General features: G+C 67.0%; 12 protein-coding genes. 5 read left to right on the top strand and 7 right to left on the bottom strand.

The features are described from left to right. Positions 1 to 18: 18 nt before the first annotated feature. A complete protein-coding gene (locus RMCB_RS22595; RefSeq protein WP_062830725.1) occupies positions 19 to 1,647 on the bottom strand; it encodes a SulP family inorganic anion transporter in 1,629 nt (542 codons plus the stop codon). A gap of 49 nt (positions 1,648 to 1,696) precedes the next feature. Here RMCB_RS22595 and RMCB_RS22600 point away from each other — a divergent pair, with 49 nt between their 5' ends. Next, positions 1,697 to 3,424 carry a SulP family inorganic anion transporter gene (locus RMCB_RS22600; RefSeq protein ID WP_062830567.1) on the top strand — a complete coding sequence of 576 codons (1,728 nt, stop codon included), beginning with the start codon at positions 1,697 to 1,699 and terminating at the stop codon, positions 3,422 to 3,424. Here the strand turns inward: RMCB_RS22600 and lpqV are convergent. Then, entirely contained in the window at positions 3,421 to 3,873 is a 453-nt protein-coding gene (lpqV, locus tag RMCB_RS22605) for a lipoprotein LpqV (protein ID WP_062830568.1), read from the bottom strand. The two genes, RMCB_RS22600 and lpqV, sit on opposite strands and share 4 nt — an antisense overlap. Before the next feature lie 121 nt (positions 3,874 to 3,994). Between lpqV and RMCB_RS22610 the strand changes: the two genes are divergently transcribed. Both RMCB_RS22610 and RMCB_RS22615 read left to right on the top strand, forming a co-directional pair. Further along, entirely contained in the window at positions 3,995 to 4,519 is a 525-nt protein-coding gene (locus RMCB_RS22610; RefSeq protein WP_029366340.1) for a cysteine dioxygenase, read from the top strand. Positions 4,520 to 4,521: 2 nt separating this feature from the next. Next, positions 4,522 to 4,890, top strand: coding sequence for a rhodanese-like domain-containing protein (locus RMCB_RS22615; RefSeq protein WP_029366341.1), 369 nt, complete (start codon positions 4,522 to 4,524; stop codon positions 4,888 to 4,890). Here the strand turns inward: RMCB_RS22615 and RMCB_RS22620 are convergent. Genes RMCB_RS22620 through RMCB_RS22630 form a run of 3 tightly spaced genes read right to left on the bottom strand, consistent with a single transcriptional unit; the run spans position 4,887 to position 8,413 of the window. Then, a complete protein-coding gene (locus RMCB_RS22620) occupies positions 4,887 to 6,587 on the bottom strand; it encodes an alpha/beta hydrolase (RefSeq protein ID WP_062830569.1) in 1,701 nt (566 codons plus the stop codon). The genes RMCB_RS22615 and RMCB_RS22620 overlap by 4 nt on opposite strands. 9 nt (positions 6,588 to 6,596) lie before the next feature. After that, complete coding sequence (locus RMCB_RS22625) at positions 6,597 to 7,370, bottom strand: enoyl-CoA hydratase (protein ID WP_029366343.1); 774 nt, start codon at positions 7,368 to 7,370, stop codon at positions 6,597 to 6,599. An 11-nt stretch (positions 7,371 to 7,381) separates the two neighbouring features. After that, entirely contained in the window at positions 7,382 to 8,413 is a 1,032-nt protein-coding gene (locus RMCB_RS22630) for an enoyl-CoA hydratase/isomerase family protein (protein WP_062830570.1), read from the bottom strand. A gap of 175 nt (positions 8,414 to 8,588) precedes the next feature. On the opposite strand from RMCB_RS22630, the gene RMCB_RS22635 reads away from it, so the two are divergent. Further along, positions 8,589 to 9,422 carry a Bax inhibitor-1/YccA family protein gene (locus RMCB_RS22635; protein WP_029366345.1) on the top strand — a complete coding sequence of 278 codons (834 nt, stop codon included), beginning with the start codon at positions 8,589 to 8,591 and terminating at the stop codon, positions 9,420 to 9,422. A 324-nt stretch (positions 9,423 to 9,746) separates the two neighbouring features. Beyond that, on the top strand, positions 9,747 to 10,604 hold the full coding sequence (locus RMCB_RS22640) for a DUF559 domain-containing protein (protein ID WP_062830571.1): 858 nt from the start codon (positions 9,747 to 9,749) through the stop codon (positions 10,602 to 10,604). A gap of 154 nt (positions 10,605 to 10,758) precedes the next feature. Here the strand turns inward: RMCB_RS22640 and RMCB_RS22645 are convergent, their stop codons facing one another. Both RMCB_RS22645 and RMCB_RS22650 read right to left on the bottom strand, forming a co-directional pair. Then, positions 10,759 to 11,976: an acetyl-CoA C-acetyltransferase gene (locus RMCB_RS22645; protein WP_062830572.1), complete on the bottom strand. Its 1,218-nt coding sequence runs from the start codon at positions 11,974 to 11,976 to the stop codon at positions 10,759 to 10,761. A gap of 33 nt (positions 11,977 to 12,009) precedes the next feature. Then, positions 12,010 to 12,996, bottom strand: a complete 987-nt coding sequence (locus RMCB_RS22650; protein WP_062830573.1) for an SGNH/GDSL hydrolase family protein — start codon at positions 12,994 to 12,996, stop codon at positions 12,010 to 12,012. Positions 12,997 to 13,076: the final 80 nt, after the last annotated feature.

The raw sequence follows: 13,076 nt of genomic DNA on the forward strand, positions 1-13,076 counted from the left end.
GCCGTGCCGACGGTGACGTCACACCTGGCGGTAGCGCTCCTCGCGTTCGACGTCCTGCCACCACGGCCATCGCCGCGCGAGCGCCAGCGCCGCCGCGGGCATCGCGGCGAACTCCACGCGCACACCCGCCGCAGCCAGGTCGCCATCCAGATCGCGCAAGCCGTCGAGGATCGTGGTGCTGATGGTCAATTGCCGGGAAAGGTCCACTACCAACGTCTTTGGCGGCGGATCGGCCGACAGCGCCATGATGCGGATCATCCTGGTGTTGGCCCGCAGGTTCGCGGTATAAAGCGCCACCTGGGGCCGGAGCACGAGAGGATCGGCCGGGTGGACGAGTTCGCCTTCCGGTCCGTCGGTGCTGATGCCGACGTGGTCGACGACCTGGACCACATGCGGCTGATTTGCGTTGTGCAGCACCGCGTACAGCGTCAACAGCACTCCGACGGCGACGGCAGGCAGCAGGCCCACGGTCAGCGCGACCGTCATCACCAGGATCGCCAATGTGAATTCGCGATGGCTGAACGTCCACAGCTGCCGCAGCGCCCGCACGTTGATCAGCCCGAGCACCGGAACCAGGACCATGGCGCCGAGGGTCGCTTCCGGCAGCTTGGACAACACCGGCGCCAGCAGCAGGGCCACCACGACCGCCAGGGTCGCGGTCACCAACCCCGACACCTGGCTGCGGGCGCCCGCCCTGGTGTTCACCTGACTCTGCGAGAAGCCGCCCGACGGTGGCAGTGCGTGGAAGAACGCGCCCGCCACCGCGGCCAGCCCCAGAGCGCTGAGCTCCCGGTCCGGCTCGATCTGTGCGTCTTCGCGGCGGCGGATGCCGCGCGCTGCCGACACCGTCTCGAGGAATGCCATCATCGCTATCGCCAATGCCCCGGGCAGCAGGTGGCCGACCTGATCGAACGCCGGCCATCCGGGAACCGGAAGTCCTTCCGGCACAGCCGGTATCAACGTGACGCCGAGTCCGGTCAAGCCGCCGAACGTGGCACCTGCGATACCCAGCCCTGCGACCACCAGCGGTCCGGGAACCTTCGGGTAGGCACGGCCGATGAACCACAGCAGCCCGATGCTGGCCAGTGAGAGCACCACGGTCATGACATGGGCATGGCCCAGTTGGCGCAGCGCCGAGGCGAGTACCCGGAAGAAGCCTTCATGGTTCGGATCCGGTGTCACACCGAGGAGTTTCGGTAGCTGACCGGCCGCGATGGTCAACCCGACACCGGCCTTCAGGCCGAGCAGGGTGGCCTCGTTGATGTTCTCCACCACCGATCCCAGCCGCACCACCCGAGCGACCAGCAGGATCACCCCGACGAGCAGTGTCAAGGTCATCAATTCCGAAGGGGCATGCGGTGATCCGGACAATACGCCCGCACCGAGCATCGTCGACGCGGTCAGCGTCGCGACCGTCGATGTGGTGCTGACGCTGACGCTGCGCGAACCGCCCATGAACGCGTAGACCACCATCGGCAGCATGCAGCTGTAGAGGCCGAACTCGACGGGCATGTTGGCCACCGTTGCGTACGCCATCGCCTGCGGGATGACCACAGCGCCGGCCGCGAGTCCGGCGAACACGTCGCCGCGCAACCATTGTCGTTGGTAGGGCACGAGCCCGGGGCTTGGCGCAACGCGAAATCGCACGGCGCAAGTATGGCGCGCGCAGACCGCTGCCGTGGCAGGGTTGTTGACCATGAGTGCGCCACCGGCTTCGAAAGTGTCGGGGGCGGTGCGCAGCCTCGGCCGTCCCAGCCCACGCGATATCGTCGCGGGCCTGGTGACCGGGCTGTTCTCGATCCCGGAAGGCATGGCTTACGCCAGCATTGGCGGATTCAACCCTGTGGCCGGGCTCTACGCGGGCGTGGTACCCGGCATCATCGGTGCCCTGTTCGCCCGCACGGTGCTGATGGTGACGACGTTGACCAGTGCCATCGCGCTGTCGTCGCGCAGCGTCCTCAAAGAAGCCGGGCTGGACCCGCAGGATCCCGCCAACGTCGCGGCCCTGGCGCTCGTCGTCGGTGTGGTGATGCTGCTGTTCGGACTGCTGCGGTTCGGCACGATCATGAACTTCGTCTCCAACGCGGTGATGACGGGCTTTTCCACCGGCATCGCGCTGCAGATCGTGGCGGGCGTGCTAGGTGACGCCACCGGTTACAAGCCCCAGAGCGGCAACACCATCGGCAAGTTCATCGACTCGCTGGCGCACATCGGGTTGTGGCACGGCACGGCCGTCGCTGTCGCGGTCGGAACCGTCGCGGTGTGGGCGGTGTTCCACTTCGTCAAGCCGCTGGAATCGTTCGCCACGCTGATAGCGCTGGTGGTCGTCACCGCCGTCGTGGCCGTCGCGCACATCGACGTCGAAACCGTTGGCGATATCGCGTCGATCACCAATTCCCTTCCCCCGCTGACCATCCCGAATTTCTCCGCGGTGCCGGGCCTGCTCGTCGGCGGTGTCGCCGTCGCGCTCGTCGCGCTGGCCCAGGCGGCGGGAATCTCGGCCGCGGTCCCCAATCCCGACGGCAGCCGCACCAACATGAACGGCGACTTCCTGGCCCAGGGCGCGGCCAACTTCGCCGGCAGCTTCTTCGGTGCGCTGCCGACCGGAGGTTCGTTGTCGCGCACCGGGGTGGCCACCTCCGCAGGCGCGCGCACCCGCTGGACCGGAATCTTCGCCGGTATCTGGCTGGCGGTGCTGGTCCTGGTCGCAGGCTCGGCCGCCGAGATCATCCCGATGCCCGTCATCGGTGGGCTGATCCTCGTGATCGGCGCCGAGCTGGTGGTGGGCCGGCTGCCCGACATCAAGCTGGTGTTGCGGGTCGCGCCGCTGTCGGCGGTGGCCATGCTCATCACCTTCGCCGCCACCACGCAGCTGCCGCTGCACACCGCCATCCTGATCGGTGTCATCACATCGCTGGTGCTGTACTGCGCCAAAGCAGCACAGGCCGCGCAGCTGGTGGCGCTACAACCGGCGCCCGATGGTGGGTGGCAGGAGGCGCCCGTGCCTGCGCGGTGCGCCAGCGACGACGTCACCGTGCTGCACTACGCCGGCGTCGGGCTGTTCGCGGAAGTGGCCCGCATCGACGAGACCTGGCCGCGGGCCGACGGCACCACCAACGCCGTCGTGGTGCTGAGCCTGCGCTCCTTGCCCGACGTGCCGTCGTCGGTGACCATCAAGGCGCTGCGCCGATGGGCCGGCCAGCTGTCCGCGAACAACGGGCGGCTGATCATCTCCGGGGTCAACCCCGGCACCGCGGAGGTGCTGCGGCGCGGCGGACTCGACGACGTGCTGGGCGACGACGGCATCGTGGGCGCCACCGACCGCATCTTCGGCGCACTCGACACCGCCGTCGCCCGCGGACGTGCCTGGGTGGCCGCCCAGCGCGGCGAGAGCGGTGGTTCGGCGCAGCCTGATTCGAACTAGCCGCAGAGCTGATCGGCCGCTGCGCGGACCGCGACGATCACGGCTGCCTGACGGCCGGGCTCCAACTCCGCCCAGGCCTTGTTGTAGGTGCCGGGCCCAGGGATCGCGCCCGGGGTTTGCAGAGACGCCAGATACGGTTCGATCTGCGCCTTGGGGTCGCCGCCCTTCTGGTCCATCCACACCTTGGCGGCATGGCAGGCCTGGAAATACTCCTCTTCGGAGGACTGCGCGTCGGCTCCCACCGCGGTGGTGACCCCACCCGGCGAGACCGCCGCTTGGCCCGGGGCGGCGGTAGGTGTCGCCGTGCGGGTGGAGGCGGTCGAGGGTGTCGCGGAGGACGCGGACGGCTGCCCCTGATCGCCGGACGACGAACATCCCGTCAACAACGTGAGGCCGGTTGCGGCGACGGCGCCGATCGTCCATCGCACGGCCCAGGTGTTACTGCGCATGACGCCAATCTATGCAACACTGGCCGCCGTGACGGAACGGACCAGTTCTCTGCGGTGTTGTCGGGCTCGCTAGCGCGCCCTCGACCCATCCTGTCCGCACGTCATTTCTGGAGTTTCCCGCATGGTTTCCACCCTTGCCCCTGCCGTGGTGCCCGCCGTGTCAGCACCGACCCGGCTGCGCCTGCCCGATCTGCTGCACACCACCGACCGCGCCGCCGACGACGTCCTGTCCGGCCGCTACGACCGGCTGCTGCGCGGCCTACCGCATGACGAACGCTGGTACACCCGGCTCGCCGGCGACGACGAGTTGGACATCTGGCTCATCAGCTGGGTACCGGACAAGTCCACCGAGCTGCACGACCACGGCGGATCGCTGGGGGCGCTGACGGTGGTGTCCGGTGCGCTCACCGAAACCCGTTGGGATGGCGAGGCATTGCGCCGCCGACGGCTGTCGGCCGGTGCGCAGGCCGCGTTCCCGCTCGGCTGGGTGCACGACGTGGTGCGCGCACCCGCGCCGATCACCGGCCCGACATTGAGCGTGCACGCCTATTCGCCGCCGTTGACCGCCATGTCGTACTACGAGGTGACCGAACGGAACACGTTGCGCCGCAACCGGACCGAGCTGACCGACGCGCCGGAGGGATGAGCATGAGCCGGATCGACGCAGTCCTGGCGGCCGCGCGGGAGCGCTTGCAGCGGCTGCCCGCCGACGAATTGCCCGCCGCGCTGGCGGCAGGAGCGGTACTCGTCGACATCCGGCCCGCCGCGCAACGAGCCGTCGAGGGTGACGTGCCGGAGGCCCTGGTGATCGAGCGCAACGTGCTGGAGTGGCGGTGTGACCCCACCAGCGATGCCCGGATTCCGCAGGCCGTCGACGACGACGTGTACTGGGTGATCCTGTGCTCGGAGGGCTACACCTCAAGTCTGGCCGCCGCGGCCCTGCTCGACCTCGGGCTGCACCGCGCCACCGACGTCATCGGCGGCTACCAGGCCCTGAAAGTGGCTGAGCTGGTTTAGGCGTTCTCGTTGTTGTTCAGCAGCGGGCGCAGTCTCTCGGTCTTGTCCGGGGTCCAATCCGGCGGCTGCAGGACCTTGGCCCACCCGTTGGCGACATCCTTGACGTACACGTGGCCGTGCCCGTCGGGCACGTCGACCGCGACCGCCATGTCCGCGGACACCTGCAGGAACGTCACCACCGGGATCCACTGCATACGTCCCGAAACGTCGTACCCTCGCGGCTCCTTGAGCCAATCCGGCTCGGAGAACAGCAGATCCGGGTTCCACCACGCGATCGGGTCGGATGCGTGCTGCAGGTAGACCGCGCGCGGGTTGAGCCACGGATCGGCAGGCCGGTCCAGGTTCTCCGGGCGCGCGGCGAACCGTACGTAGTCGCCCTTTTCGTAGATCGGCAGCCACTCCGGTGAACCGGCGTCGCGGTTGCGGGTCAGATCCGTCCAGATGGTGTTGTTGAACGTCGGGCCCGAGAACAATGCGCCGTCGGTGCGGGCGATCAGGTTGTTCAGGCTCAGGAACGGCGCCTCGCCACCGAAGGAGCCCAGGCTCTCGCCGAACACCACGAGCTTGGGGCGCTTGCCTTCCGGCCGCTGCTTGACCAACTCGTCGACGGCCTCGAACAAGGCCTGCCCGGCCTGGCGTGCGTTCTCCTTGTCCACCAGGAACGAGATCCAGCTGGGCAGGAACGAGTACTGCATCGACACGATGGCGCTGTCGCCGTTGTACATGTATTCCAGTGCCGATGCTTCGGCTTCGTTGATCCAGCCGGTGCCGGTGGTGGTGGCGACTGCGACGACCTTGCGGTCCAGCCCACCGGTACGCAGCAATTCCTGCGCGGCCAGCGCTGCGGTGGCACGGATGCCCTGTGCGGAATGGAGCCCGGCGTAGGCCCGGATGGGCGGCATCGCCGGTTTGCCGTTGAACTTGCTGAGCGCTTCGACACTGGGCCCCGACGAGACGAACACCCGGCCCTGGTGGCCCAGCGTCGTCCACTTCGCCAGCGACCCGGGGCCGCCGGAGCGCAGATTGGATGTGGGAGCGGCGAAGTCGGGGTTGTCCTCGTTGTTGATGTTCGAGAACGTGCTGTTGATCTTGTCCATCGCAACCCGGACCACGACGCCGTTGAGTAGCGCGATGCTGAACGCCAGCAGCAGCACCACCACGACCACCGCCGAAACCCGGGGCGGTGCAAAACGATTGAGTTGACGCACCAAAAACCGGACGAGCCTGCCGATGAGCTGTCCGATCTCGACGAACACGAACAGCAGCACCACCGACAGCACGGCTGTCAGCGGGTGATCCCAGAACGACAGCCGCGGCACACCCATGAGGTCACGGACCTCGTCCTGCCACACGTGGAAGTACACGATCATCAGGATCTGGCCGACGATGCCGACCGCCACCAGCCCGATCCATGCCCACTTGGGTGCCTTGGGGCTGGTGTCCCTGGAGCCCATGTACCGCACCAGCCAGACTCCGAAAACGCCGAGGCCGTATCCGATTGCGCCGGCGGCTCCACTGACCAGACCCTGAAACAGGGGACCGCGCGGCAGCAGCGACGGCGTCATGGACAGCCACAGGAACACCAGGCCGACCGCCGTCCCGAAGAACGTGTAATGACGCTGCCACCAGTCGGGCTTGTCCGTGTCGCGTGACTGGGCTTCAGGCGTCTCGGCTTCGGGCTCGGCGGTCTCGGTCACCCGTTGACTTTAACGATGCGTGAAGTTGGGGGCGCGCTTCTCGGTGAAGGCCGCCATGCCTTCCTTCTGATCGGCCGTGGCGAACGCCGAGTGGAACAGCCGTCGCTCGTAGAGCAACCCCTCGGTGAGCGACGATTCGAAGGCGCGATTGACGGCTTCCTTGGCCATGCGCGCCGCCGACAGGGACATCCCCGCGATCGTCTCCGCAACGGCGAGAGCCTCGTCGATCAGTGAGTCCGCAGGCACCAGCCGCGACACCAGCCCGGCCCGCTCGGCCTCGACCGCGTCGATGGTGCGCCCGGTGAGGATCAGGTCCATCGCCTTGGCCTTGCCGATCGCACGCGTCAGCCGCTGACTGCCGCCCATCCCCGGCAGCACGCCCAGCTTGATCTCCGGCTGACCGAACTTCGCGGTGTCCGCGGCGATCAGGATGTCGCACATCATCGCCAGCTCACAGCCGCCGCCCAGGGCGTACCCGGCGACCGCAGCGATGGTCGGGGTGCGGGTGGCGGCGAACTTCGACCACTGCTCGAAGAAGTCGGCCGAGTACACGTCGGCGAACGACAGCTCGGCCATCTCCTTGATGTCCGCGCCGGCGGCGAACGCCTTCTCGTTGCCCGTGACGATGATCGCGCCGATGCCCGGGTCGTTGTCGAGTTCGGCTGCGGCCGTGGTGACTTCGTTCATCACCTGGCTGTTGAGCGCGTTGAGCGCCTTGGGCCGGTTCAGGGTGATGGTGGCGACGCGGTCGACGCGGGTCACCAGGATCGTCTCAAAGCTCATCGAATGTCCTCTCAGAACGTCAGGTCAGGATCCGCCGGAACAAAGTATGCGTCGACATCGGCCTGGGTGACCTCTGCATTCGACGCCGGAGACCACTGCGGGTTGCGGTCCTTGTCCACGAGCTGGGCGCGGATGCCTTCGACGAAGTCGTGCGAGCGCACCGATGCGCACGAGGTCCGGTATTCCTGCTGGAGAACCTCTTCGAGGGTGTCCAGCTTGGCGGCCCGGCGCACTGCTTGCAGGGTCACGGCCAGCGAGACGGGCGAGCGGGTGGCGATGAGATTGGCGGCATCTCCGGCGGCGGTGCCGTGCTCGCGCAGCGCGGCGAGGATGTCGGCGACCGTGTCCCCGGCGTAGCACGTGTCGATCCAGTCCCGTTGTGCCAGTAGGGGACTGGCCGGCGGCTCGATGGCGTGGGCGGCCAGGGCATGCTCGACGCCATCGTTGACGACGGCCTCGGTGAACTCGGCCAGGCTGTCGTGGGGTACGTAGTGATCGGCGAAGCCCATCGCGATCGCGTCGGCTCCGCTGAACGGCGCCCCGGTCAGCGCGGCATGCAGGCCAAGAGCACCCGGAGCGCGCGACAGCAGATACGTGCCGCCGACGTCGGGGATGAAGCCGATGCCGACCTCGGGCATCGCCATCATGGTGCTGTCGGTGGCCACCCGGACGCTGCCGTGGGCCGCGACCCCTACGCCGCCGCCCATCACGATGCCGTCCATGAGGGCCACATACGGCTTGGGATAGCTGCCGATGCGGGCGTTGAGCCGGTATTCGTCGTACCAGAACCTGCGGGCGTCGGCCCCGCCCACCTTGGCGCTGTGATAGAGCGCCACGACGTCGCCGCCTGCGCAGAGACCGCGCTCGCCCGCGCCGGTGAGCAGAACGGTGTGCACGGTGTCGTCGTGCTCCCACGCGTCGAGCGCCGCGGCCATGCCCGACACCATGGCCTCGTTGAGCGAGTTGATCGCCTTCGGCCGGTTCAGGGTGAGGATGCCGACGCCGTTGCGGACGTTTACTAGGATGTCCTCGTTTTCGGTCACGGATGCAATCTAGTTCGGTGCCCGTCGGCCGCTTTCGCCGGGTAGGGTTTGCCTCGATATCCAAACCTGTACGTTTCCTGGGAACTCATTCGGTTTTGCGGGAACCTGTGCAGATCGCCGAACGTTGACCCAGTAGTTCACTGCCGAACAACGGCACATAGGAGAGGACCCGACGGTGCGCGAGACCAGCAACCCGGTATTCCGGTCTCTGCCCAAGACGCAGGGCGGATACGCACAATTCGGTACCGGAGCCGCCGGATACGGCGCTCAGCAGGTACATGCACAGCCCTATACCGAGTACCCCGAACAGCGGCAGACCGGTGTGTCGCGTCCGCTCACCATCGACGACGTCGTCACCAAGACCGGTATGACGCTCGCGATCGTGTCGATCGTGGGTGTGCTTTCCTACTTCTTCGCCGCCGCCAACCCGGCGCTGATGTTCCCGATGTTCATGGTCGGCAGCATCGGCGGCCTCGTGCTGGTGCTCATCGCCACGTTCGGGCGTAAGCAGGACAACCCGGCCATCGTGCTGTCCTACGCGGCATTCGAGGGCGTGTTCGTCGGCACCGCGTCGTTCCTGTTCGCCAACCTGGTGTCCACCGGCGGACCGGCCATGATCTTCCAGGCCGTGGTCGCCACCTTCGGCGTGTTCTTCGGCATGCTCGTCGTCTACAAGACCGGCGCCATCCGCGTCACCCCGAAGCTCACCCGCATGATCGTCGCAGGCATCTTCGGCGTCGTCGCGCTGGCCATCGTCAACATCCTGTTCGCGATCTTCACCGGCAACGCTCCGCTGACCGACGGAGGCCCGCTGGCCATCGGCTTCTCGCTGCTGTGCATCGGCCTGGCCGCGTTCAGCTTCCTGATCGACTTCGACGCCGCCGACCAGATGATCCGCGCCGGCGCGCCGGAGAAGGCTGCATGGGGCATCGCCCTCGGCCTGACTGTCACCCTGGTCTGGCTGTACATCGAAATCCTGCGACTGCTGAGTTACTTCAACAACGACTAGCAGTCCTACCCGAGAAGGGCGTCCGCGATTGCGGGCGCCTTTTTCTTTTGTGTTGGCTCTGCGGTGAGGGCGCTGGCGGCGTTGGCTCTGCGGTGAGGGCGTTGGCTTCTCGGGCGTTTGCGCCGTGGGTGCAGTGTCAATGCGCTGCCGAGTTGTCCCGTGGTTGGCTCTGCGGTGAGGGTGTTGGCTTCTTGGGTGTTTGCGCCATGGGTGCAGAGCCAGTGCACGGCTGAGTTATCCCCAATCCAAGGTTCATCCACAGTCGGCTGCCTGGCGTGTCTCGGAGCGGCACAACTCGTCGGTAGTGGAAACCAGCCTGTCGCCATGGAGATTGGTTACGAACCGTTCATCGGCAGCGAGGCTCTGGCATGCGGGGCATTGAACCGCTACGAGCTGCGTCGTTACTACCGGCCGATGATGCCAAATGTGTACCTGGACAAACGGATTGCCCCGACACTACAGCTGCGGACACAAGCGGCATGGCTGTGGTCACAGCGACAAGGCGTCGTCGCAGGGCTCTCCGCATCCGCGCTGCACGGGGCGAAATGGATTGGTGACGATGCTCCGATCGAGTTAATCTGGGCGAACGCGAGAGCGCCGAAATCCGTGATCACCCGTGCCGAGCTGTTGTTGCCGGGGGAGTGTCAACGACTCGACGAACTCAGCGTGACGACGCCCGAGCGGACGGCCTTCGACCTCGGCCGGCGCGGTTCACTGGGCGAGGCGGTGGCTCGGCTCGACGCGCTCGGTAACGCGGCGGAGTTCAAAGCTCTTGATGTTTTGGAGTTGGCCGAGCGTCATCGGCATGTGCGCGGGCTACGCCAACTCGAATCTGCGCTAGACCTCTACGATCCCGGTGCTCAGTCGCCCCAAGAAACATGGCTTCGGCTGATGATCATCGATGCCGGATATCCGCGGCCGCAGACGCAAATTCCAGTGCTGGGCCCAAACGGCCAGCCGCGGTACTACCTCGACATGGGGTGGGAGGAGTACAAGCTCGCGGCCGAATACGACGGTGCACAGCACGCCGATGCGCTTGGTTACGACATCATCCGCCACGAGTACATCGCTCAGCTGGGTTGGACCACGATCCGGGTGGCGGCCGGACACCGTCGGCCGGACATCATGCGGCGCCTTCAGCTCGCATGGGATCGGGTTGCCCCGCCATTGGCTCTGCGGTGAGGGTGTTGGGTTCTCGCACTTGTGCGCCTCACGCGCAGAGTGAATGTGGGATCGGGTTGCCCCGCCGTTGGCTCTGCGGTGAGGGTGTTGGGTTGTCGCACGTGTGCGCCTCACGCGCAGAGTCAACGCGGGAGCAGAGTCAACGTGGGAGCAGTTAGGAGAGCCGCTCCACGACCATGGCCATACCCTGGCCGCCACCGACGCACATGGTTTCGATGCCGAAGGTCTTGTCGTAGGTCTGCAGGTTGTTCAAAAGCGTGGCGGTGATGCGGGCACCTGTCATGCCGAACGGGTGGCCCAAAGCGATTGCGCCACCGGAGACATTGAGCTTGTCGGGGTCCATGCCCAGCGCGCGGGCAGAGCCGAGCACCTGCACGGCGAAGGCCTCGTTGATTTCGTAGAGGTCGATGTCGCCGATGGTCATGTTGGCGTTGACGAGCGCCTTCTTGACGGCCTCGATGGGGCCGAGGCCCATGATCTCCGGCGACAGGCCGGACACACCGGTCGACACGACGCGGGCCAGCGGTGTGAGTCCGAGCTCGCGAGCGCGCACATCGCTCATGACCACCAGCGCGGCGGCGCCGTCATTGAGCGGGCAGGCGTTGCCGGCGGTAATGGTGCCGTTGGGGCGGAAGACCGGTTTGAGCTGGCTGATCTTCTCGTAGGTGGTGCCGGGCCGCGGGCCGTCGTCCTTGGAGACCACGGTGCCGTCGGGCAGGGTCACCGGCACGATCTCGCGCTCGAAGAAGCCGTTGTTGATGGCCTCCTCGGCCCGGTTCTGCGACCGGACACCCCAGTGGTCCTGGTCTTCGCGGCTGATACCGGTGTGCAGTGCGACGTTTTCGGCGGTCTGGCCCATGGCGATGTACACGTCGGGTAGCAGGCCGTCTTCGCGGGGATCGTGCCACTCCTCGGCACCGGTGGCCGCCTGGTCCGAGCGGGCCATCGCGTCGGCGTAGATCGGGTTCTTGGTGTCGGGCCAGCCGTCGGCGTTGCCCTTGGCGAACCGGGACACGGTTTCGACGCCCGCGGAGATGAACGCATGGCCCTCACCGGCTTTGATCGCGTGGAACGCCATGCGCGTGGTCTGCAGAGACGACGAACAGTAGCGGTTGACGGTGGTGCCGGGCAGGAAGTCGTAGCCGAGCTGAACCGCGACGGCGCGACCGATGTTGAACCCCGCCTCACCACCGGGTTGGCCGCAACCCATGATCAGGTCGTCGATGTCGCGGGGATCGAGAGCAGGCACTTTGTCCAGCACGGCCTTGACCATCTGTGCGGCCAGGTCGTCGGGACGCATGTTGACGAGTGAGCCTTTGCCTGCGCGGCCGATCGGCGAGCGGGCAGTGGCAACGATGACAGCTTCAGGCATGGCAGGCTCCTAGATCGTGTTCTAGAAACGAACCTAGCCCGCAGGCACCACGATGGGTGCGGGCACCCCGGTCGGTCGCCGCCAGAGCCTGCTCACACCGCCCAGCCGCGACAGCAGCGACGTGTCGTCCGCGGACCCCGTTTCCAGGGCTTCGGCACCGTCCCAGTCGCCCAGGGCATTACAGAGCGCGGGCAAGAGCTGGCTGGCCGCAAGCGCATATCCCGCTGCGGACGGGTGGAACATGTCCTGCGAGAACAGCAACTCCGGGGCCTTGTAGAAGTCCGGCGCCAGCAGGTCTGAGAAGGGAACCGGCACGCCGCCCGCGGCACGCACAGCGCCGGCCTGCGCGCGGGCCAGCCGCAACCCGCGGCTGCGGGCCACCATGCGCAGGGGCTGGGGTATCGCGGTGATGACCCCGAAGTCAGGGCAGGTGCCGACGACCACGACCGCGCCCGCCGACCGCAGCCTGCGCACCGCGGCGCCCAGGCGTCGCGCCGACGGGCCGATGCCGTTCGGTTTGGTGATGTCGTTGGCCCCGATCATGATGACGGCCGCGTCCGGCGGTGGGCCCGCAACGAACATGGCGTCGATCTGACCGGACAACCCCTTCGAGGTGGCGCCGACAATTGCCTTGGTACTCAGGCGAATCCGCTTGCCGAACTGCTCGGCGACGCCGCGCGCGATCACGACACCCGGTACCTCGTCGGCCTCATGGCAGCCGTATCCCGTTGCGGTCGAATCTCCGAACACCATCAGGTGGATGTCGAACGGAACCCCGCGCTCCCAACGCTGCACCGGCCCACCGCCGGGCGAGTACACGCCATCGGCACGCGGCGGGATGTCCCAGGATTTTGGAATGACTCGGCGGGCCTGGTCGGCCTGCCCGGACAGCAGATTGCGTGCTCCGATGTAGGCCGTGCCGGTTGACGCCAGCGTCGCAGCGGCCGCCAGGGCGACGGTGGCTCGACGTGGCGCCCGACTACGGCTGCGGACGCGAGGAGCATCGCTACTTAACCCCACACCGCAAGTTTAGGTGCGACACACGGGGTTTTGCGCGCGGCGAACGCGGATCAGCGATTACGTTGCGGTATCAAGTCCGG

The sequence above is a fragment of the Mycolicibacterium brisbanense genome (genome assembly GCF_001570425.1).
Taxonomy (GTDB): Bacteria; Actinomycetota; Actinomycetes; order Mycobacteriales; family Mycobacteriaceae; genus Mycobacterium; species Mycobacterium brisbanense.